The following is a 22,302-nucleotide window of genomic DNA, read 5'->3' on the forward strand; positions in this document are numbered from 1 at the left end:
TTAGTTATGGATGCAATAACAGAAAAAGTCACCGATTCAACTTACATTTGAGTAGCTGATATAGACACCTGAAACTTTAGAAAATCTATTAAAATCCTAATAGGATATTTAAAAATCAGATGTAGAAATTTAAAATATAAAGTTCAAATGTTTAAACATAATGTTTTGATTTTTCCCAAATTGAAGTTATTAATTTTTTTATTTTTTCGAAATTTTCTGTTTGACTATATCCATAATTTTCTATTAGTGTATTTTCAATAAACTCAATTTGTGATTTTAGTTTTTCATCACTTGTAACAAGAGTGTTCATACTTTGAGCAACTTCTTTTATAATATCTTTTTTGTTAGAGCGGTTATCAGTAATATATTTTATATTAGGATAGAGTTTCTCTAAAACTCTTTCATTCCAAATTAAATCTTCTGGAGTTTCACCTGGAAGAAAATAGATATATTTCTCATAAAAAGATAAATATTCTAGTATAGCTTCTTTTTTGTTTTCACTGTTGCTTTTCCCTTTATGGCCATCAATCATCCAATTCATATTATTCGCTTTAATATTTGTTCGAATTAAGAATTGTTTTTCTATAAAACTTAAATTCTTACTTTCATTATTGGTGAAATCTTCAATGGTTTTATATTCTTCATTATTTAATACATTCTGATCCCCATCAAAAATTATAAAGTTTGTTGTGCTACTAGTTTTCATAATTCCTGGAACTAACTGTTGGAACATTGTCTGAGCTCCACCTTGATGAGATATCACATTTATGTGTTCTTGAAGTGAGGGAAGTGAATGACTGATTACAGAATCTATAATTTTTTTAGCTAATGAGTCTTCTACATGTATGTTAACTTTGTTTTCAACAGGAATCTCTAATAGATTGAAAGCCTCTTCATTTGTTTCTAAAGTATCGCATGAAATCTTTCCATTGCTGGGATTTACAACAAGTTTTTTTATTGCTTCTTTTGGTAAACTATTCAAAATATACTTAGAATGAGTAGAAATCACTATTTGTAAACTTTTTTCCAAACACTTTCTAAGCAAAAATTCTTGTAACCTAATTTGAGCCCCTGGGTGAAGCGATATTTCTGGTTCATCCAGAAGAATTAAACTATTATTTTTAGCGTTATGAATAGTATGTACAAGTGTCGTCACTGCAATTTCTCCACTTCCAGCCATAGCATCTGAATAACTATGGAAATCAGTACTTAAGAAAACGGAATCACCCCAATTTTTGAAAAATTTATGGTTTAATAAAGCTCCAAAGGTGTATGGAGTAGAAGTGTTTTTATATAGTATGTAAGAAATATCATCCAATTCATCTTGAGATAATAATTCTATTTCTTTATTTTGAGGTGATCCTCCTTGATTATTTATTTTTTTAGAGTCTTTAGAATCTATAATATTTTTTAATTGCTTACTTTTATTCCGAATATAAGTTTTTTTGAGCTGAAAAGCTTTTGTCCCATGTTCACCAAACTCAGTATTATAAAGAAGGTAATTATCAAAAGCACTCAATTGACTTTTAAAATCTAAATAGAGTACTTCTTTATCAACTGGAGTATTACGTGGTTTAGCCTTCATACCTAAGGTAACCGCTGGTTTAGTAGTTTCCCAATAATCGGGGTTATTATCTCGGTGACGACGTGCTTTAGCAACTTCTAGCTTTTCCCCTTTATTATTAGTATACTCATAAAAAAACATTTGCCTTATCCCAGCGTCTTTTTCTTTAATAGTATCAACTGGAGTGTCAAACCAATAGCGCTCTGGGGTTTTTCCTTTTACTGCTCCGCGCAGAGCATGAAGAATAGAAGTTTTTCCAGTTCCGTTAAGACCTACTAAAGCAGTTATAGGAAAGTCAAAAGTAATTTTTGTACCTTTTTCAAAATTTTTGTAAAAAGGAAATACTAGATAGTTAATGTAATTATCAAATTTATTGGCTTCTTTTTTCTTCTGAATACTATTTATAATATCCATAAATTTATCACCTCAAATTAATTATATACTATAATTAAGAAAAAATGTATATTATAAGTAATTATTGAATAAGGATGGATAAAATCAAATGATAAAATTTAAAGCAGTTGATCTTTTCAGCGGGGCTGGAGGAGTAAGTGAAGCGTTAAAAAAATATTTTGAAATTAAACTTGCTATTGAATTTGATCCGGTACATGCCCGAACGTATTCTTTGAATCATGGAAAAAAACATCTTTGCGTTAAAGATGCCACTAAAATAAATATAAATGACTTAAAGGTTTATAATCTGAAAAATATAGATTTGTTGGTTTCAACACCACCATGTCAAGGCTTTTCAAGGCATACGAGAAAAGCTATCAATGATGTTACAGATGAGAGAAATAACTTGATTTTAGAAACAGTAAAATTTGCTCATATAATCAAGCCAAGGTATATATTTTTTGAAAATGTTCCAGGGATTATTTATTTTAAGGTATTCCATAAAATGGTGAGAGATTTGAATAACTTGAAAGCAAGTGGAGAAAGAAAAAATTTGAACAAGCCTTCATACCGTATTAATTTTAAAGTAGTTTCTGTTTCTGATTACAATGTACCTCAAAAACGAAAAAGATTAATATTGATTGGGGAAAGAATAGATGGTTTAACATCTCAAGATGATTACTTATCAACAATTAAAAGAGAAGTTCCAGTCTATCGTCACTCTATTGGGTTAAACCCTCTAATGAAAAAAGCTCCATTTTTAGGGGAATTTTTAAGTCATTATAACCTTACTTCTATCACAGCGGGTGAGCGTTGTAGTCTAGACCCTTTACATGTAGCTAGCGATTTAAATCAATTGAATTTACGAAGAATAATGGCTACGCCACATAATGGAGGGAGTAGATTAGACTGGGATGAATCACTGATGCTAGAATGTCACAAAAGAAAAAATGTAGGGTATGGAGATGTATATGGGAGAATGAATTTTCAAGATTATGCGCCCACTATTACTGGAGGTTGTAATAGCTATAGTAAAGGTCGATTTGGACATCCTACAGAAAACCGAGCAATTAGCTTAAGAGAGGCCGCTTTAATACAAACCTTTCCACCAGATTATATTTTTGTTGGAGATTTGCACAGTGAACCTAATTATGGCTCTAAAACTAAAATAGCTTTACAAATTGGAAACGCTGTTCCAGTATTATTAGCAGAAGCTTTTATAAAAGCAATTTATGATAAGTTATTAGAATGATGTTCACACGAATTTTTTCTAAGCGATGCATCGCATAATACTCATAAGAGTGATTAAGCGATGCACTGCTTAAGGTTTTGTCTGACTAATGCAATTCTCGATTTCTGCACCACTGTATCCCTCCTGAACTCTTCTGACCCACCCGTCCATCGTAGTTTGATCTGGCAACGAAAGGTCGTGTCGGTCTAACCATTCTTCGATCTCTGAAATGATCCATCCTTCGTATGTAGCATAATGCAATTGATCCAAGAGGGGGGCGACACGTTGTTTTTCGTCGTCACTTAAAACATCGCTTTGAATTGCCTTACGCAAAACGTGTTGAATCCACAAGATATCATCGTGCAATAACATACACCACACCTCCTTTTCCCCATTATAAAAAAAGAACAATGAGAATGTGCGGCAGTTTAAGGGCATTTTGAAAAATGCCATACGAATTTAACGAGATACGGAGTTAGTTGTGAGAAAATTAGGAGACGTTTTAAAGTCAGGTGTTAAAATAGTCACGATGCACGGAGCGAAAGGATTAGAATTTGACGTCGTCATCGTCACAGAATTAAACAAACGATTCCCAATGATGTGGGGAGTCGTTGAAGGAGAAGAGGAAAATCGAGTTGAAACGGATCGACGTTTACTCTACGTTTCGATGACACGAGCGAGAGGCCGCCTCTACATCGTATACGACGGAGAACCTTCACGCTATATCGAAGAGTTAGATAAAGCGTTATACGAATATATTGAAATGTAAATACTTGATAAGAAGAAGCGAAACGTAGTCAAACACTACTTCTTGCTTTTGGGAAGAAAAAATAAAAACGAAAAGGAACTTGAAATAAAATAAGAGATGCGGCGAAATATGTAGTAATTGAGGGAGTCAACTCCCCCCCCTCGCAGTCTTCTTTTGCATAGAGGGAGTAGATTGAAATGGCTAGAGCTCCGACCAATCCATCGCACAATTTAGAACGATAAATAAAGATAAAAATTGCAACGTAACAAAGAGGAAGTCTTTACTTTATAGTTGATCTAGATGATATTTGTCAGTTAAGATCTATATAAGGGTAAAAAGGAGTAGATATCGATGGAAAACTTATTGAAAGCTGATAGTATTACAGTGCAAAAGTATTTAAACGTAGTAGACGGTCGTTTTCGTATACCTTTTACGCAAAGACCTTATGAATGGACTAAAAAGCAAGTAAGTCGATTGTTTTATGACGCAATGGGCGTAGCAGAACGTAAAAATCATCAACATATTTTAAATTTCGTAACTATATATAAAGAAGAAATAGATGGTCAATCTTATCGTAATATTTATGATGGTCAACAACGTACCGTCACATTATTTTTAATAGTGGCTGCGTTTGTTGAACTAATCGATGAAATGGAAGGCAGCGATAATTCTGCTTCTAAGATTCGATCTGAATTTTTACGTAAGGAAGGCTGGGAAATTGATAAAAAAGAAGAACCAAACTTAGTGTTTGATAATGAAGATACGACGATATTTTTTGAGCAATATGTGATTGACCGTGAGCAACTAGCAGAATTTCAAATGACTGATCATGAAAAACATATTAAGCAAAATTATGATTGGATTGCGAAAGAATTAAGAAGATACATAGTTGAACAAAATCTTGATGTAAAAGAAATACGTCGTTATTTATCTCAAATTTTAAATAATATGCACATAATAGTGTTACAAACGATTAATGAAGAAGTGGCAAATCAAATGTTTGAAACATTGAATAACACTGGAAAAAAACTTGCCAACTTTTATGTATTGAAAAATAACTGTGTAAAAATGATTGGGGAAGAAAAGACATCGAAGTATTGGGAAGAAATCGAACAAAACACAGACGGCTTAAATAAAAATCAATTCTTCACTCAGTTTGTTTCATTGTATAATGGTAAAACAAGTGATGCTAAAACAATAGACGCCTTGGAATTACACGGACATTTTAAAACACCCGAAGCAGTAGAGAAGATGTTGAAGCATATGGTAGAAGCATCTTTTACTTTCCTAACATTACATCAACCTGCACAGCGTCGTAATCAAGGAAAAGAAGAAAGTGTAAAAGAACAAAAGCGATTCGGTGATTTAATAGAGGCTGTACAATTGTTTAAAGCGACACAATATCGCCCTGTCATCATGGCAATGGAAGTAACAAATGCTTATACGTTAGAAGAGGTGAATAATGTTTTAGAATCGATTCTACATTTGCAAGTGCGTAACTTCTTTATAGGAGAGCGGAAAAATAATACAGTTGAAGCATTTTTCCCTCGAATAGCACAAGAAATTATGGCTAAAGCGTATGAATCTCAAAATATTATTCATAAAATTCAAGAAATGACACTCTCTGATCAATCTGTAAAAGCGGCTCTACAAGAACGAATATTTAAAAAGACTGAAGTGAAAAGAGTTCGTTATTTACTACAGCAAATTTACACGTATGAAAATAGTGAAGAAATTTTAATTAATGATAATTCGATGCACGTCAATTTAGAGCATATTTTACCTCAAAATCCAAGAGAAGATAGCCTTTGGAAAGATCTTTTCTTACAAGAAACTATTGAGAATTATGTCGGAAGTTTAGGGAATATGACTCTCGTCTTAAGTAAAGCGAACTCATCAATTGGAAATAAAGAGTTCGACGAAAAAAGGGTAATTTTAGCAAAGAGTCAAATTCCACAAAATCAAGAAATTGCCCAAAATGAACAGTGGACTCCTTACGTGATTGATCAACGTGTAGAATCGTTAGCAGATAGTCTAGTAAAGGTGTTTTAAATATTATAAACATCGTTTAAATAAGATGTGTGATGTGATATGCAGTAATTTAAGGACGAATCGCGTAGTGTCTATCATGAGCACTACGCGATGTTTCGTTTAAGGCATTGTCTGACTAATGCAATTCTCGATTTCTGCCCCACTGTATTGCTCCTGAACTCTTCTGACCCACCCGTCCATCGTAGTTTGGTCTGGCAATGGAAGGTCGTGTCGGTCTAACCATTCTTCGATTTCTGACATGATCCATCCTTCATACGTAGCGTAATGCAATTGATCCAAGAGAGGAGCGACACGTTGTTTTTCGTCGTCGCTTAAAACATCGCTTTGAATTGCCTTACGCAAAACGTGTTGAATCCACAAGATATCATCGTGCAATAACATACTTCACACCTCCTTTTCCCCATTATAAAAAATGAATAAAAAGAATGTGCGGCAGCTTCAGGACATTTAAAAAATGCCGTACCATTGCATTAAACGATCTTTGTTCATGTCGATGCCATAATCGGAATAAACGTTACGTCGTTTGTCATACAATGTTTCAACGAGTGGTAATTTTTCTTCCGGAACGGCAAAGTGGATTTGTCGATGACACGTAGGACAGAGACAGGCGATATTTGCCGAAAAATCAATCGTATATTCAAATAAATCTTGAGTTGCCATCGGGACGAGATGGTGACCTTCAACATAGGGCATACCTTTTAAATCGGTAAATGTGCGATGGCTCGAATCGATTTCACATTGCCAATGATTTTGCTCTTTTGCACGTAGGCTCTCCGAGACATTACGTGGATACACTTCGCTCCCTTTAAAACTCACTTTTTCAGGACGTGGACGTGCATTCTGTATCACATTATCTTGATACAGAATAGGAGATCGTGAGAGTTCATCATACGTATCGATTGCTTGATCAATTTCATGATCTTGTAATGTTGAGAGATGTACAGTGTAAGAGTCTAAACAGTTAATAGCTGCATTGGGAAAGCGAGATTCCGTTTGATTAAACTCAGCATAATTGGGTAGTTGTCTTAATCGATCGAGCCCGATAAATGCTTCACGCGTATGTAATGGAGGGAAAGGAGTGGCGAAAGTTTCCTCATAAAAAATAATTCCTCGCACGATGTAACTAGCATAAGACCGAGCTTTTCCACTTTTCTTCTGAGCTTGTCCCCGTTTTACTGTTAAATAGTCTGCATATTGTTCAAACTGTTCAAGTTCTCGTTCGAATCGTTGACGGGTTTCTTTAAAAATTTCTTCTTTAGCATAAATTTTCCGAAATGGTGAAAGGTTAGTCAAAAAAATTCCTCCTTTTCAAGTCATGGTATAATAGAATCATGTAAAAGAAGTGTACCTTATTATTCAAAACATTCCAAATGAGGAGGGTGTTGTCTTATGCTTTACGATAAAACAGATAAAAACTCAATTTATGAATATGCACGGGGATTGAAAGGACAGTCTTTTAATAGAGCGTCAACGCCCTCGTCACGAAAATAGGCGAAAAATTAAAAACAATCGGTGCAGAAAAAGTGGATATACAACTAGATATTTTCGATATTTAATCGATTTTCATCTTTTTGAAGAGAGGTGGATAACAAATGTATTTAGATTCTAATTTGATAACTCGATTTAGAAATGTAATGTTAGGCAATAACTCTTATGTAATTAATATGTATAAAAATCATGAAGGGAAAAATAAGTGGAATGTTATTTGTTCAGCAATGGATTGGATAGAAGTTTCGGTTAATGGGATTCAATATATAGATTTTAAACACCCATCTCAACATATGCGTTCGCTTAATGTAATGCAATTTATTTGTGCGTTAGATATAATTATTGAAGGGATTAAGCAGTTATGTCGAGTGTTTCAAATAAAATACTTATATACAAATAATAAAGAAATATTTCAGACGGAATGGTCAGATGATATATATTTTAAACATATTAGAGCTGCTTTTGGTACACATCCAGTTAATTTAAAAGATTTAAATCCTTCTAGTGAGATAAAATATTATGCTAGTTGGTCTACTGATAAAATGGGAAAGGATTTTACTGTAATTATGTATTCAAACTCTTTAGAGATTGAAAGTTATGAGATGAATATTGAAATTGAAGAGTTATTTGCTTATACAGAAAAAAGATATCGATTGTTAGAAAAAATTATAGTTGAGATAAATAAAAGGTATAAAGATTTTAGAGCAGAAAAAAAGAATATTGAAATAAGAAAAGGAAAAACGTTAAATGAAGAAGTGCAAATTTTACTAGAAGAAAATAAAAAGCGCTATGGGAAATATGGTTATCATATGGAGTTAAAAAAATGAATCACTTATTAAAGGGATATCACTCTAATTTATCTTTTAAGGTTGAAGCAATGATGTATTTTCTAGGTTTGACAAAAGTAATAGAAGAGATCCGTTCAAATCTAGAGAAAATGGAGATAAATGAACTTCAAACGTATAATTTTTTACATCCTTCTCCAGCAACAGATTTAAATTATTTTTATAGTAAAATATTAGAATATTTAAAGAATCCTTTAGAAATTAACAGGAGAAAATATGATTTAAATATAAGTATTCTAATAGAGGAAGGAGAGTTGCCAGAAGAAGTATTAGAATTAAATTCTGAGGAATTGAATTTATTTTTAAATATACATTTAGCTAGGATTTCGTAAAATCCTGATCCTCGTCGACACAATCGATAATGAGTGTAGATCGAATGCCAATTTATCATCTGATACATTAATAAGCCATTCATTATTTTTCAAAAGAATATTTCGTTCAAATTTAAAAAATTCCCCGCTCCTCGTCGACACGTTCGACAAGGGCGGGGTTTTTGTTAGAGGAAGAAGAGCGGGAGGAGGGAGGTGAAGAGGATGAAAAGAATGAAGAACCAGGCAGCGGGGCGGGCGAAGTTGATCGTCCAGCCGACGCCGACGTTTTTTTCGACGAATACGTTATGGTCGTCTTTATTGAAGTAGAACAGCCCACCTTTCCAATACTTGTCTTGATCTGGCTCGCTAAATGGTGTGCCTTCTTCTTTAAATTGTGCGTTCAATGTGTACATGCGGCGCATGTAGTAGGCGAGACTTCCGAAAATGGCTACCATGTACACAATCGTCGAACTAGCGCCTCCTAGTGTTTCATCTTGTCGCAATATGTTCCAAAACGATACGACGTCCAAGCTTCCGATGAAGAGAACCGTGATGATGTTGATGAAGCCGAGAAGTGATGCGTTCAGTTTGCGTACTTCGAGTTCGCGCTGTAAGCTCATGTCCGATTGTTGGGCTTTCACTTGAATAGCTGAATTGAAAATTCCGTACGCGATGGCGTACATCATAACTTGCATTCCGATTAAAACAAACGACAGCATAAAGACCGAACCAATCGATTTATCACTCCACGCATCGGGCTCACCTTGGATGTTCCAATGGGTCGGGATTGTTTCTGGCAGTTGCGGATAAATGGAAATGATCCAACCGATGAGTACCGCTGTGATAAGAAGCGGTGGAATAAAGAGAAAGTGCGGAAAAGCACCGCGTTCTTTAAACTTTGTTTCAAAGGCTGACACACGTACGACTTCTACTTGTGTCGTCCATCGCTGTGCTTCTTTATACTGTTTCGTCCGTACATAAAACCGAATGTATAACAACAAACTAACGATTAAATAAACGGTTAAACCGATCATGACGCCGATGCTTTGGGCCATTTCGGAGAGGGGGCGTAAAATGAAAAATGTCGCGAGGATGACGATGAGTTGAATGACCGCAACTGATTTCGTATAGTCCCATTTAAATGTACGCAACTGGTCGTCATCGATGAAAGGTTCTGGAATCGATACGCCAAAGACGCGCGTTTTGCGTTGAATATGGGGCATCGCCATCTGGATGATATAAATTGGAATAAATGTGAAGAAAAATAGCAAATCAATCATAAGTTTTCCTCCTTTTGGACGTCTCGTTGTAAGCGTTGTAATGTGTCGTGCTCGGATTGCCCCGTCGCGCGACATTCGTGTTGAAATTGACGAAGCAAACGGCGCCATTTTGCCTCCCAAGCAGCTTGATCAAAATGCGAACGATCAACGACGGCTCGGGCTTTTTTGCGTTGCACGATATACCCTTCATCGGCGAGCTTTTGATAACTCGCTTGCACGGTTTTGACATTCACTTGTAAGCTGCTGGCGAGCGACCGAATCGACGGCAACTCATCGCCATCTTTCAACGTACCTTCTGCCATGAGTCGAATGATTTCATCGGTCAATTGCACGTACAAATCCCGTTCGTCCTCCTCATACAATCGAATGAACATATGATCTCCTCCAATCTGTAACCGTTTAGGTGGTTCAGAATCTGTCACCTTTATAATGACACAGATAAATCGAGATGTAAAGTAATTTATTATAAAAAGAAAAAAATTGCATCAGATTTTACTAAGCTTAAAAGCGCTATTTTTACATCTGTACTTATCTTTTATGTAATATAAGCACGAATGAGAAAGGGGTGAGAATATGAATTCACTTTCATTACGTGTCCACCGTATTTTACAATCATATTTGGAGTGGTTGATATGACTTCAGCGAGAAAAATTAAAGGTCTTATTCATCATTTAGCCAAAGAAAAAGTTATACATACTCCATTACGAAACGATATGATGGAGCGTTGAAACAAGCATACGTTTCAGTTAGAATGGATATAGATAATAAAAAGAGAGAAGAGCATGAATTCTACTCTACGCAGCCACAGCCGTTAGGGCGCTGGTTATCAAACAACTTATTTAGTCTTTCGAGAGCCACCCTTATGCTTCCTACGGCGCAGGGTGGCTCTCTTTTTGTCTGAAAAGAGAGTACACTAATGCAAGGATTAAACGCATTGATGATGCATTCGCATTTGTATATCGGTGGAGAGAGCCATCAACAATGATTAGCTGTTGTGAAAGAGCAGGAACATCACGATATGCATGACAGTTTGCTTGAGATAGAGAGAAGCATTTTTTCACATCATGGATTTCGTATCGGAGATTTACTAAACTTTGACGACTTACCTACGCTCTATGCTTATTATTTGAATGCGATCGACGACATGAAGAGGGTAGCGGTTGCTGCTCTTTTTTCTATTTGAAGTAAAATAAATTTCGTTGCAGTGGAGTATATTTTAATAAAAATCTGTTGATTATCGCTCTTCAAAGTATCGTAAACGTTGATTGAATCAACGAGTAAAGAGGGTACACTATAAGTAGAGGTGATGAGATGATTCAGTTAGCGACGCAGTTACGGAAGTATCGAGAGAAGTATCGCTTAACCCAACAAGAGGTGGCGGCGTTTTGTTATGTGACGAAGGCGACGGTGTCGAAGTGGGAAAATGGGTTGAGTACGCCCGATGTCGAACTTCTCCCGCTCCTCGCGTCACGTTTCGGTACGACGGTTGATACTTTAATCGGCTATGAAGCGAAGCGGTCGAAAGAGGAAGTGCGCACGTCTTACGTAGCGTATGCAACCCGCTTCCAACATGAACCGTTTTCCGATGTGTACGACGTCATCGTCCAAGAGGCGCGCCTTCATTACAGTGATTCATTTCTATTGTTGCAATATGCGACATTGCTCATGAACTATGCGCCACAAAGTGATGATGCATCCAACGTGTATGAAACAGTGGCGGAATGGCTCGAACAAGTCGAACGGATCGAAACGGACGTGTGGCGCCTTCGTCAAGCGAATGCACTGCTTGCAGTTTTAGCGTTATTTACCGGCCATCCGGAGAAGGTAATCGACCGAACGGCACAAGCGATGCAGCCGAATGTCGGAGAAGAAGGGCTGTTGATCGAAGCGTATGAAGCGCTCGGACGGACGACGGAGATGCGTCAATTGCTTCACGTCTCGATGTATCAACACGTGTTAGAGTTGCTTGCACGTTTGACGAAAATGTTATGGCACGAACAGGAAAAACAGGATGACACGATTAATCGCGCAGAAACGCTCATCGCGACATGGCAACTCGATCGCCTTCATCCGAACAGTGTCGCGCAATGGTACTTCATGAAAGCGATGGACGCGGCGAGGCGGGAAGCGGAACAGCAAGTCGCGTCCGCCCTTACTCAATTCGTCGATGTCGTCACAACTCATTTATTTCCTGTTCGTTTACGAGGAGATGCGTATTTCGATACGTTAGACGAATGGTTAGAAGAAGCGCTCGACCTCGGAGCAGCACCGCCTCGTACGGAAGCGGCCATTTGGGATAGCATCGAAACGACACTGCAGCACCCTGCTTTCACTCAGTGGGACAAAGCTTCATGGAAACGACAATTGAGCGAGCGCATTCAGTTCGCTCGCATCGGAAAGGAGAGAGACGAATGAACAAAAAAGAAATGCCAGCTTGGGCAAAGCCACTCGGCGCCATCCAAATCGCACTTGCTTTATACAGCGCCTTCGACGTATCACGCCAAAAAGAATTCAACAAAGGCTCCAAAGCGCTCTGGTTACCGATCGTCCTATTCATCAACTTCTTCGGCCCAATCGCCTACTTCCTTGTTGGAAAGAAGAAATAACGAAATGACATCATTCTAAACGAATAAAGGCAATGAGACCAAGTATTTCATCTCATCGCCTTTTTCGATTGATATTACGACAAATCTAGCAAAACTTTAAGCAATTATAATCGATGAAACTTTTCTAAGTTCACGGGGATGAATACTAAAAACGGATTCCTTAAGCTCATGAACGCTTGCTTCCATTAGAGTTCCTTACTTCTTTATACACTCATCCTCAATAATTAAGTGGAAATGAAATACTTAACTTGAACTAAATATGACATCATTATCTCTATCATAAAATACATATTTAATTGGCTGCATCCCGTATGGATCATTTGAAAGTTTTTCGATATGCATAAATAGTATCTCTTCAGACACATCAATGGAGTACTCGGTTTGATCGGCTGTGAGAATTTTAATTTTTGAAATTTCCCCATCCGTATTTAGGCCAGAAACAATTCCAAATGTTCCTTTGTTCGTTTCAATGATTGAATAAGTCATTGGAGGTTGATTACTAACATCGATACCCTTAAATTTCTTATTCCAGCCCCTGCTAAAATTTGCGGAGCCAAAAGTACCGTCTTCATATTCAAATTTAGCCACCCACTTATTAGAGTTTCCAATATTGGTCAATGAAACAATATCTTTAATAGGAGTAAACGGAGCTTTCGCTTCAAAATTCACATCATTGATATAGCTTATGAGTGCTTCATTATTGTTCTCTATCTTATAGAAACTAGAATATACGATAAAATATAAAACAAATAAAATACAAGAGAGTAAGAGGCCAATTCCTAACTTCTTCAAATGATTTACCTCTTTCCATGTAGAGTAATCAAACTCAAATTAAAATTTTGTTAAGTTCGTTTTTATCCTTTAAATATTACCATTATGTGGTTCTATGTCAATATGCTGGATACAGGAGGTACAGCCCATGAATCCGTTTCAGATTGAACCACGATTCAATGTACTGAAAAAGGGTGAAGTATGGTTAGCCACAAGTAGTCATGAAAGAGAGTGTTATCTATTCCCCAATCACAATGAAATCGAAAAAGTCATGCATATAAGAGGATTGGATGCTGCGATAGAAGATAAGTAATGCATTTCAAAACGTATGGTAACGAATATCCCCACTGAACGTCTACTTCGATAGGAGGCGATGCAAGTGAAGCGGTTATTGATTTTGATGAGCACAGTATTCATCATCATGTTTGGCTGTGAACAGCAAACAGCTAACAAAGATGAACACCAGGCTAAACATGTAAAAGAATCCGAACAAGTCAATGATTTCCAAGTATCCATCACTCATGATGATGAGCTTAATGTGTATGCTATAATTACTTATGTGGGCGATGCGAACGAAATTGATATTTATCACGGCGGAAGTATTTTTTACTTTAATATTCATCAAGAAGATGGTGACTTTGAATATGTAGGGGCAATGAATCAACCCTTGTTAACAACAACACTTATTCGAAATGAACCTCATCAGGTAGCATTTAATCATTTAAAGGAACTTCATCTTAAAAAAGGCATCTATCGCATTAAAGCCATTGCTGATATTTCCTTGGATCCTGATGATGTAGTGGGAACAACTATTCAAATACCCGTCTCGAAAATTATTGAGATAAAGTAGCCCAAAACTAATTTGAAATAACGATTGAACTACCTACTTCTTTCGTCAACTTTCTACATGACACGCCTTTCCCATTGGAAAGAAAGTAGGGAACATGCATACCTTTTCATCTGTCTTTCATTACAACGGTTTCCAGAAAATACAATGGAGACAGCTTGATGCAAAATGGATAGAAAGGGTGATTGGATGGGTTTTGGTATTTACTTTTACTACTTCTAGGTCTTGTCGTTTTTATTGTTGGAGTCATTCAAATTAAGACGAGAAGGGGACTTACAGGGTTTGTTCCACTCGTGATGGGTGGAGGTTTGATCGCTGTATCAATTTTCTTATTATCGCCGAATAGCTCAAAAATAATTGAAGAAATTTTAAATCTGTAACCTCATTTGACAAGAGAAGCGGTTTGGAATGGATGCTATCAACAAGGGGAGATAAATAATGAATCAAGCAAGTGAAATTTTCTGGAATGACTATTGGAAGAATAAAGACAAGCCGCAATCAGTCAGTGCGTGGCAATTTGGAGGTGAGCCTGACTATCTTGCACAATTAGTCGTGGATGGCATTAAAACCGCAACTTGTTCAGGACATCTTTTTTATGAAATTGAAAATGAACCTCTTCCAACAACGGAAGATTACAACATTATCCTAAATAGTGAGGATCAACCCGTAGCGATTACGAAAACGGTAGAAGTAACGATTGTGCCGATGAATGAAGTCAGCGAAGAATTTGCAATTGCTGAAGGAGAAGGCGATAGAACATACCAGTATTGGTGGGACGCACATGAGCATTTCTTTAAAAATGAGTTGAAAACAATTGGACGTGAATTCTCTGAAGACATGCTCCTTGTTTGTGAACGTTTTGAATTGATTCACACTGCAACTGCTCCAAATCAGAGAAAATAGTCGTTGTTTGAGGGCGAAGTATGAATAAAACAGTGTCTCTTGTTGAGGCGCTGTTTTATTTTATAATAGAGGTAAAGAACTCTTTACGTTTCGTTCTTGAAAAAGTTTTTACTAAATAATCTCTTCGTTCCATATAATTTCTCCTCTCCAATCTTTTATTTGAAAGCGATATCATTCTATCATATATTGTATCACGTTGATTCAAATGTTTATCTAAACATTTCTACGATGCTTATAGTCCCCATAAATATAATGAAAACTAAAAACGGAATCCCTAAGCTCATGAACGCTTGCTTCCCATTATAAATATTTTTCTTCTTTAATATATAATCAGTTACAAAGTATAATAAAGCTGCTAATAAACTCAACCAAAGGAAGACTAAACCAAAAAGCATGTGGAATCCGAATGAAAGATAAAATTCCATACTTTTTTTAGTGCGATTGGCAATAAAACGAGCGAGATACTCACTTATTATCGAAGTGATTGTACCGTATAGCAAAATAACGGGAAAACTATACATCAAATATCCAGGAACTGCCAGCATGAAAGTTTTGATATATTCACCAATATATTTAATGCCTGCATCAAAAGGATCAGGTATAAATAAAGCTAACAATATCGCAAATAGAAAACTAGAAATTGAAGCAGAAATAATCTTTCTTGGTAGTATTGAACTTATTTCATCCTTAACACTCATATTCTATCCTCCTTGAATTACTCACTTTAAACCTTCAAATATTTCCCATTTTTTATATGTTACCATACTTCTTAAGCTTTTTGTTGTATTGTAAATAAAGTACAACCACCGACAGCTAGGTTTACACTTCATCGCTTCCATGCTATTCCTTTGCATCGACCATTTTTAATTAAGTGACCTTAAATCTTAAAAATTTAAGGTGATGGAGGGGCGATGAAATGCAAATTTCTATTTCGCGATGTAATTCATTTAATTAAACTAAGAAACCCGAAAAACTTTACGTCGTGTAAGTTTTTCGGGTTTTTATTTTAAGAGCAAGGGTGGTATCCTTGGCATCTTTCGCAAAGCGTATAATACGTTCTTTTGTTTTTGCTGTACAAGCGAATAAGTTTTCCTTTTTGACATGTCGGACATGCTTTTAATTCTTTTAACGTTTCGTAGTAAAACGCTTCCGAAAATTCTTTCGGGAAATATGTAGCGAGCAAATCATGTAAAATGCGTCGATCGATTAAAAAGAAATTGTCACTTGCTTCATCTAACGCGGGCTTTGTAAAGTAATGCGTCGTGACAAACAGGCTATTTTCATACCCATCTGACATTGTTTTTCCTTTGAACGCAAGCACTTCTTTTTTGTCTAAAGGATTCGTATTTCTTTTTGGATTCCACGCTTTGCATTGAACCGCCAGAACTTTCTTCTGTTGTTGGAATCCGATAATATCGATGCCGCTATCATGAATTCCGTCGATAATTTGTGTATCGAATCCTAATCGTTGCACGAGTTTCTCTACGAGATAATTAAAGTCATTTGATTTGCATTCGTCTAAATGAGCGATAATTTGAACGAGTTTGGCATCTGTTTGAGCACTCCCTTCCGGTTGGAAAATATGGGTTAAGGAAGTGGAATGTGTTTGTTGTTCTTTGTCTTCTTTTTTAAAAAATCGAAAAACCATCGATTGATCCCTCCGAACTTCTACTAAAATGAGATGAATGATACAATATCTTGTTACTATACTATCATATAAAATCCTTCATTTTAGCCAAATTCGCAAGATACATAGAATAAAATGATGTTTTTGAGAATCTTTTTCTTTCATGAAGCGTATACAGATTATACGAAAAGGAGTGAATGCGATGGATTGGCAGTTGTGGAAGGCGTTTGTTTTTCCTTCAGGAGAGGGCGAGATTATAGAAGAGCCGTCGACGGTACGCTTTGTAGAAGCGGGAGTATTGTTTCGACGTGAGGATGGTTCGGTCGCGAGTTATACGCGGGAATCAATAGAGAGCGAGCAGGTGATTTCGTTCAATCAATTGTTGGAGCGATTGCGTCTGTTCGAGACGAGTCTTTTACCTTTGCTTGATGAGACGTTCACGTATCGGACGATTGAGACGCGTTACGAAGGAGGATGGTTCGTGCAATATATGCCGGTCCGTTGTGGGATTCCGGTTAAGCCGGTTTGTTTCATGATTCATTTCAATGCGGACGGTTTGATTGAACAACTCGATTGCCCAGATTCGGCAATATTGGATGAAACGGCGCCACCCCTTACAGCAGATGAAGTGAAGCGGCTGTACGTAGAAGAGGTTCCTCTTTTACCGCGCATCGTCACAGTGGAAGGACAGGCGTGCGTCGGGTACGATTTGACAGATGTACCGCTCGTCGATGCGGGAGAGATTCAATGGAGTGAGCCGTGGCATGAGTTTGAAGACGAGCAGAAAGGCGAGCACGAGGCCGTTGCGCGTCATTTATTGCAGACGCTTTTACCAGAGGCGACGTTTGCGGTAGAGGATGTTTGGGTGAGTGAGCAATATGAACAGTGGATGTTCGTACGTCTTGTCGATGGCTATCCCGTCATCGGACATATTGAAGTCGAAGTGAATCGACGAGATGCGGTCGTACAAGAAGCGACAATTGATGAAGCGGTCTATATGTCGGCCGGTAGTTTGTCAACGGCGTCGCTATTGCCAGAAAGCGATATTCGCGAAAAATTGGAGAGAGCGACGCGTGTGAAGTTGACTTGGAAGTATGGAGATGAGGATGCGCTCGTTCGAGATTGGTCCATTGTACCGCCGATTGCGATCGATGGACAAACAGGACGAATCGTTCATCCGAAAAAACGTTTTTTACAGGAGGGATTGATTCGATGACAGAGCGCATGACACGATGGATTAGGAAAGAGCTTCCGTCCGATATCGTTGAAAAAGTAGAAGGAAATATCGTGACATATGAACAAGACGGGGAAGAAATCGCGTATATGGAAAGCGAATGTGGCCAGTTTCAGCGGTACATTTGTTATGCTAATCCGTTTAGCGGTCCTTCCTTATCGAAAAGTGAGCTTTATGCGAAAGGGGAAGCAATTTTACGAGATGTTTTTCACGAAGTGTGGCCGGCTCATTATGAGCTGTCACGCAGTGCCATCGGGGACGAACATATGGTGACGGTAACACCGATCGATGAACAAACAGGCAAGCCGCTCGTTCGTTATGAGTGGAGTGTCGGTTTATATGAAACGGGAACGATCAGCCATGTCATCGCTCCGAGCGGTACGTATTCGTTTGAAACGATTGACTATACGTATTCAGTAGAGGAAGTGAAAGAAAGATATCTCCAAGCACTTTCTCTTCCGCTCCGTTACGCTCGTTTTGAAGGCGATGAGCAATATGTCGGAGGAGATGGAACGTATCATCTCATTTACGATGCATTAGAAGGGATGCCTTTTGTGGAACCGGACGGGACGTTTAATGAGTCGTACACGTACGTTACAGAGGACACGAGCATTTCCGTAGATGACTGGGCACAGTGGGCAGACCGAGCAGAAGCTCTCCTTCACGAACTCATCGGTCTGATTGAACTTCGCACGGTGAGTGTGACGGAAGGAGAAGAGCGAGACGAAATTCGTGTTACGGTGGAGCGTCTCGTCGACGGGTATCGCGTCGGTGAACGGTCAACGCTCGACTTTCATCGCGAACGTGCTGTCATGATTCGATGTGTACTCGATCACGGCTTATATGCGAACATTACGCCACAACCGATTCGCCTCACACGCGAAGAAGCGCGCGAAATCGTCTCGGCACATACGACATTCGGCTATTCGCCGGAAGTGTACAATGATGAAGATGACAAACATACGATTTTTGTGCGAGGCATAAGCGAACAATTCCCCGCTTCCCACGGCGCCATTCACGCAGTCGAAGCCGCAACCGGAAACCCATGGCTCGTCGACACGTCGTGGATGAATGAGTAAACTTACAAACTATTAATAAAAGGACCATACTTCCTTTACAAAACATTGATAAGATAAAAATACAAGTAAACAACTACTGGCGCGACAGAGAGACCACAAATCGCACGCTCCCTCGATATATCGAGGCGAACGTGTCATTTGTGGTCTCTTTTTGTTCGTCTTTTGAAAGGAGGATCGTCGGTACGCATCACGCACACGATAAATATGTATAACTGAGGAGGAAATTGAAGTGAAACGATGGAGTATAATTGGCGCATTGCTGATGGCGTTATTCGTTCTAGGCGCTTGTAGCGGAGATTCAAAAGGAAGCAAGGAACAAGCAGAAGGAAAAACAGTGATTGAATATTGGCATGTGAATGCTGAAACACAAGGTGGCCAAACAGTGGACGCTTTAGTGAAAGAGTTTAATGAAACGAGCGATACGGTCGAAGTGATCGCTAAATACAACCCGGATATGTACAAAGGATTAATGCAAAATTTACAAGCGGAAGCCGCATCAGGAAAAGCGCCTGCGGTTATCCAAGTCGGTTGGTCATTTTTAGACTATTTTTCAAACAACTTTGAATTTGTTTCACCTCAAACGATTATCGACCAACATTTTGAAGAAGATGCGACATTTTTAAGTGACCATTTTTTACCGAACGTCATGGACTTAGCGAAAAATGCAGAAGGTGTTCAAGTAGGGATTCCGTATTCATTAAGTTCACCGGTTTTATATATCAATCGTGACTTATTACGCGAAGCGGGTGTATCGGAAGAAGGTCCGAAAACGTGGCAAGAAGTACGAGAATTTTCGAATACGATTCAACAAAAGACAGGAAAGCACGGATTTTACATGCAAGAACCCGCTGATAACTGGGCGACACAAGCGTTGTTGGAAAGTAATGGCGCACGTATGTTAACGGACGGGAAAGCGACATTCGCTTCAGCAGAAGGCATTGAGGCGTATTCATTGCTTAGGGATATGGTCGTAAAAGATCAAACGGCTCTCCATGTACCTTGGGATCAAGGCGTACAAAGTTTTATTGATGGCAATGTAGCGATGGTGTACACGACAATTGCGCGTCGCATGCAAATTCAAGATAACGCACGTTTCGATGTCGCAACTGTACCGTCACCTACATGGGAAGGGAAAGAAGTGAGACTTCCTGCAGGAGGAGCGATGTTAGCGATTACAGCAAAAGAAGAAGAACAGCAACGTGCAGCATGGGAATTTATGAAATTTTTATACAGTGTTGAATCCGTCGCTGCATGGACGGAAGGGACAGGATATGTTCCGCCACGTGAAGGCGTTGCGGAAGCTGAAAACGGATTGAAAACATTTTTAGAAGAAAACGAAATGATGAAAGCGGCCATTGATCAAATGGACGGTGTCGTTCCATGGACTTCTTTCCCAGGAGACGCTGGCTTACAAGCAGAGCAGTTGTTATTAGACGTTCGCGATCAAATATTAGGCGGTTCTGTAGACGTCGAAACAGGCTTGAAAGAAACAGAAGAACGCATTAATGAATTATTGAAATAAGCAACGATAGGTTAAACCTCCTTTCGCCGAAAGAGAGCGGAAGGAGGAGATGTAGGAGGAGAGCGATTGATGCATGTTTCGAAATGGGAAGGACGACGATCTTATGAGCAGTGGAAAGCGTATGGCTTATTATTTCCGTCTCTCATCATTTTTGCTTTATTTATGATTTGGCCTTTTTTCTATACGATTTATTTAAGTTTCTTTGATTGGAATATGGTCGCACCGACGAAAACATTTGTAGGATTTCAAAATTATGTAGATGTACTGACGGATCCCATCACGTACAAAGTGTTGCGGAATACGTTGTTTTATATCGTGCTTTTATTGGCGATGAACTTAGTCGTTCCTTACATTTTCGCATTCGTTCTCGATCTCGTCTTACATCGGTGGAAAGGGTTTTATAAAGGGGCGATATTTTTACCCTCTGTCATCTCACTCGTCGTCGGTTCGATTTTGTTTATGTGGTTGTTAAACCCAGTATCTGGTCCGGTGGCCATCGTACTCGGAGCGTTCGGAATTACGATGCCTGTATGGAGTAAGTTGGACGGTTGGGTCATCGTCGGCTTAAGTCTCATCACGTCATGGAAAGTATTCGGCTACAATTTCATCGTTTTATATGCGGCCGTTAACGGGATTTCCCGTGAAGTGATCGAAGCGGCAAAATTAGATGGCGTCCCGTTATGGCGCATTTTCGTTCAAATTGTTTTGCCATTAAGTGGCGCGACCGGGATTTACGTGCTCATCATTACGATCGTGCAAGGACTGCAATACGTATTTACACCGATTAAAGTTCTCACGCAAGGTGGGCCTTATTACGGTAGTGCGAATTTAATTTATCAAGCGTATCACGAAGCATTCGTATTATATCGGACAGGGCATTCTGCAGCGTTATCCATTTTAACGATGTTCATTTTCTTTATTTTATTATGGCTCGAATTTAAGTTCGTGGAACGGGGGATTCATTATGCAAACTAAGTGGAGGTACACCATACCTTGGCATATCGTTTTCTTATTGTTCATTACGACTTTATTATTTCCGATATTGTTTGCAATCGGTTCATCTTTTCGTCCGTTAGAGGAAGCGTACAATGATGTGTTAAATTTTATTCCGTGGAATCCTACGTTGGAAAACTACCGCATCTTTTTCGGCAGTATGGATGTTATTCAGATTACATTCAATACATTTTTAATCGCATCGTGTGTCACGTTATTTAAAGTGTGCACGTCTTTTTTAGCAGCGTATGCGTTCGTCTTTTTAAAATTTAAAGGAAAAGATGTGTTGTACTTTTTATTTATCGCTACGATTTTCATTCCGTTTTCGGTGACGATGATTCCGAACTATTTAGTCATTTCGGATATCGGATTGTCTGACCATTTAGTGGGAGTGATGTTGCCTCAATTAGCGGATGCGATCGGGATCTTTTTATTACATCAGTCGATGCGAACGATTCCGATGTCTCTGATTGAAGTCGCACGACTCGATAATTTATCTCACCGCCGCATTATGAAAGATATCGTGTTACCACTCGTCAAGCCAGCCGTGACGTCGACGAGCATTTGGTTTTTCATTTTGTCTTGGAATGAATACGTCTGGCCTGTTTTAATGTTGAAGTCGGTCGAGCAATATACGTTACCGCTCGCTTTGCAAATGTATATGAGTTCAGAAGGAGGCACGCACTTTACAGTCGCTATGGCGGTCGCTGTCGTGACGATGATCATTCCTCTTTTATTATATTTAACGTTTCAAAAATATATCATCGGTACGTTTACATCGTCCGGAATTAAATAAGATGAGGTGATG

The 22,302-nt window shown here is 38.3% G+C and carries 25 protein-coding genes; 16 read left to right on the forward strand and 9 right to left on the reverse strand.

What is annotated here, in order from left to right; all coding sequences use genetic code 11:
- Positions 1-151: 151 nt before the first annotated feature.
- Positions 152-1,978, reverse strand: a complete 1,827-nt coding sequence (locus IRY55_RS03715; RefSeq protein WP_194561901.1) for an ATP-dependent nuclease — start codon at positions 1,976-1,978, stop codon at positions 152-154.
- Positions 1,979-2,066: 88 nt separating this feature from the next.
- On the opposite strand from IRY55_RS03715, the gene IRY55_RS03720 reads away from it, so the two are divergent.
- On the forward strand, positions 2,067-3,209 hold the full coding sequence (locus IRY55_RS03720) for a DNA cytosine methyltransferase (RefSeq protein WP_194561902.1): 1,143 nt from the start codon (positions 2,067-2,069) through the stop codon (positions 3,207-3,209).
- Between the two features lie 69 nt (positions 3,210-3,278).
- Here IRY55_RS03720 and IRY55_RS03725 read toward each other — a convergent pair whose 3' ends face one another.
- Positions 3,279-3,560 (reverse strand): hypothetical protein, encoded by a 282-nt coding sequence (locus IRY55_RS03725; RefSeq protein ID WP_194561903.1) that lies wholly within the window; start codon positions 3,558-3,560, stop codon positions 3,279-3,281.
- A 109-nt stretch (positions 3,561-3,669) separates the two neighbouring features.
- Here IRY55_RS03725 and IRY55_RS03730 point away from each other — a divergent pair, with 109 nt between their 5' ends.
- Together IRY55_RS03730 and IRY55_RS03735 are read left to right on the forward strand one after the other, a co-directional pair.
- A complete protein-coding gene (locus IRY55_RS03730; RefSeq protein WP_194561904.1) occupies positions 3,670-3,957 on the forward strand; it encodes a 3'-5' exonuclease in 288 nt (95 codons plus the stop codon).
- 330 nt (positions 3,958-4,287) lie between these two features.
- Positions 4,288-5,988 carry a DUF262 domain-containing protein gene (locus IRY55_RS03735; protein WP_194561905.1) on the forward strand — a complete coding sequence of 567 codons (1,701 nt, stop codon included), beginning with the start codon at positions 4,288-4,290 and terminating at the stop codon, positions 5,986-5,988.
- 99 nt (positions 5,989-6,087) lie between these two features.
- Here IRY55_RS03735 and IRY55_RS03740 read toward each other — a convergent pair whose 3' ends face one another.
- Together IRY55_RS03740 and IRY55_RS03745 are read right to left on the reverse strand one after the other, a co-directional pair.
- A complete protein-coding gene (locus tag IRY55_RS03740) occupies positions 6,088-6,369 on the reverse strand; it encodes a hypothetical protein (protein ID WP_194561906.1) in 282 nt (93 codons plus the stop codon).
- Between the two features lie 66 nt (positions 6,370-6,435).
- Complete coding sequence (locus IRY55_RS03745) at positions 6,436-7,281, reverse strand: HNH endonuclease (protein ID WP_194561907.1); 846 nt, start codon at positions 7,279-7,281, stop codon at positions 6,436-6,438.
- A gap of 299 nt (positions 7,282-7,580) precedes the next feature.
- Between IRY55_RS03745 and IRY55_RS03750 the strand changes: the two genes are divergently transcribed.
- Positions 7,581-8,303: a hypothetical protein gene (locus IRY55_RS03750; protein ID WP_194561908.1), complete on the forward strand. Its 723-nt coding sequence runs from the start codon at positions 7,581-7,583 to the stop codon at positions 8,301-8,303.
- Entirely contained in the window at positions 8,300-8,653 is a 354-nt protein-coding gene (locus IRY55_RS03755; RefSeq protein ID WP_194561909.1) for a hypothetical protein, read from the forward strand. The genes IRY55_RS03750 and IRY55_RS03755 overlap by 4 nt, the downstream gene beginning before the upstream one ends.
- 164 nt (positions 8,654-8,817) lie before the next feature.
- On the opposite strand, the gene IRY55_RS03760 is transcribed toward IRY55_RS03755, so the two are convergent.
- Both IRY55_RS03760 and IRY55_RS03765 read right to left on the reverse strand, forming a co-directional pair.
- Positions 8,818-9,912: a DUF1648 domain-containing protein gene (locus tag IRY55_RS03760; protein WP_194561910.1), complete on the reverse strand. Its 1,095-nt coding sequence runs from the start codon at positions 9,910-9,912 to the stop codon at positions 8,818-8,820.
- Positions 9,909-10,286 (reverse strand): GntR family transcriptional regulator, encoded by a 378-nt coding sequence (locus IRY55_RS03765; RefSeq protein WP_194561911.1) that lies wholly within the window; start codon positions 10,284-10,286, stop codon positions 9,909-9,911. The genes IRY55_RS03760 and IRY55_RS03765 overlap by 4 nt, the downstream gene beginning before the upstream one ends.
- A gap of 937 nt (positions 10,287-11,223) precedes the next feature.
- Between IRY55_RS03765 and IRY55_RS03770 the strand changes: the two genes are divergently transcribed.
- A complete protein-coding gene (locus IRY55_RS03770; protein WP_194561912.1) occupies positions 11,224-12,327 on the forward strand; it encodes a helix-turn-helix domain-containing protein in 1,104 nt (367 codons plus the stop codon).
- Positions 12,324-12,518, forward strand: a complete 195-nt coding sequence (locus IRY55_RS03775) for a PLD nuclease N-terminal domain-containing protein (RefSeq protein WP_194561913.1) — start codon at positions 12,324-12,326, stop codon at positions 12,516-12,518. The genes IRY55_RS03770 and IRY55_RS03775 overlap by 4 nt, the downstream gene beginning before the upstream one ends.
- 243 nt (positions 12,519-12,761) lie before the next feature.
- Here IRY55_RS03775 and IRY55_RS03780 read toward each other — a convergent pair whose 3' ends face one another.
- Complete coding sequence (locus tag IRY55_RS03780) at positions 12,762-13,310, reverse strand: hypothetical protein (RefSeq protein WP_194561914.1); 549 nt, start codon at positions 13,308-13,310, stop codon at positions 12,762-12,764.
- A gap of 127 nt (positions 13,311-13,437) precedes the next feature.
- On the opposite strand from IRY55_RS03780, the gene IRY55_RS03785 reads away from it, so the two are divergent.
- From IRY55_RS03785 to IRY55_RS03800, 4 genes are all read left to right on the forward strand, one after another.
- Positions 13,438-13,602: a hypothetical protein gene (locus IRY55_RS03785; protein WP_194561915.1), complete on the forward strand. Its 165-nt coding sequence runs from the start codon at positions 13,438-13,440 to the stop codon at positions 13,600-13,602.
- A gap of 66 nt (positions 13,603-13,668) precedes the next feature.
- Entirely contained in the window at positions 13,669-14,139 is a 471-nt protein-coding gene (locus tag IRY55_RS03790; protein WP_194561916.1) for a hypothetical protein, read from the forward strand.
- A 182-nt stretch (positions 14,140-14,321) separates the two neighbouring features.
- Positions 14,322-14,516, forward strand: a complete 195-nt coding sequence (locus tag IRY55_RS03795) for a DUF3953 domain-containing protein (RefSeq protein ID WP_194561917.1) — start codon at positions 14,322-14,324, stop codon at positions 14,514-14,516.
- A gap of 58 nt (positions 14,517-14,574) precedes the next feature.
- Positions 14,575-15,039 carry an ASCH domain-containing protein gene (locus tag IRY55_RS03800; protein WP_194561918.1) on the forward strand — a complete coding sequence of 155 codons (465 nt, stop codon included), beginning with the start codon at positions 14,575-14,577 and terminating at the stop codon, positions 15,037-15,039.
- A 209-nt stretch (positions 15,040-15,248) separates the two neighbouring features.
- On the opposite strand, the gene IRY55_RS03805 is transcribed toward IRY55_RS03800, so the two are convergent.
- Entirely contained in the window at positions 15,249-15,737 is a 489-nt protein-coding gene (locus IRY55_RS03805) for a hypothetical protein (protein ID WP_194561919.1), read from the reverse strand.
- Between the two features lie 308 nt (positions 15,738-16,045).
- A complete protein-coding gene (locus tag IRY55_RS03810; RefSeq protein WP_194561920.1) occupies positions 16,046-16,687 on the reverse strand; it encodes a restriction endonuclease in 642 nt (213 codons plus the stop codon).
- Between the two features lie 181 nt (positions 16,688-16,868).
- Between IRY55_RS03810 and IRY55_RS03815 the strand changes: the two genes are divergently transcribed.
- From IRY55_RS03815 to IRY55_RS03835, 5 genes are all read left to right on the forward strand, one after another.
- A complete protein-coding gene (locus IRY55_RS03815) occupies positions 16,869-17,882 on the forward strand; it encodes a hypothetical protein (RefSeq protein WP_194561921.1) in 1,014 nt (337 codons plus the stop codon).
- Positions 17,879-18,979: a hypothetical protein gene (locus tag IRY55_RS03820; RefSeq protein ID WP_194561922.1), complete on the forward strand. Its 1,101-nt coding sequence runs from the start codon at positions 17,879-17,881 to the stop codon at positions 18,977-18,979. The genes IRY55_RS03815 and IRY55_RS03820 overlap by 4 nt, the downstream gene beginning before the upstream one ends.
- Before the next feature lie 229 nt (positions 18,980-19,208).
- Positions 19,209-20,501 carry an ABC transporter substrate-binding protein gene (locus IRY55_RS03825; protein WP_328799610.1) on the forward strand — a complete coding sequence of 431 codons (1,293 nt, stop codon included), beginning with the start codon at positions 19,209-19,211 and terminating at the stop codon, positions 20,499-20,501.
- 69 nt (positions 20,502-20,570) lie between these two features.
- The gene (locus tag IRY55_RS03830; RefSeq protein ID WP_194562382.1) at positions 20,571-21,476 is read left to right on the forward strand and encodes a carbohydrate ABC transporter permease; all 906 of its coding nucleotides are present in this window, start codon (positions 20,571-20,573) and stop codon (positions 21,474-21,476) included.
- Positions 21,466-22,290: a carbohydrate ABC transporter permease gene (locus IRY55_RS03835; RefSeq protein WP_194561923.1), complete on the forward strand. Its 825-nt coding sequence runs from the start codon at positions 21,466-21,468 to the stop codon at positions 22,288-22,290. The genes IRY55_RS03830 and IRY55_RS03835 overlap by 11 nt, the downstream gene beginning before the upstream one ends.
- Positions 22,291-22,302: the final 12 nt, after the last annotated feature.

Source organism: Savagea serpentis (assembly GCF_015351395.1).
In the GTDB taxonomy this organism is placed as follows: Bacteria; Bacillota; Bacilli; order Bacillales_A; family Planococcaceae; genus Savagea; species Savagea serpentis.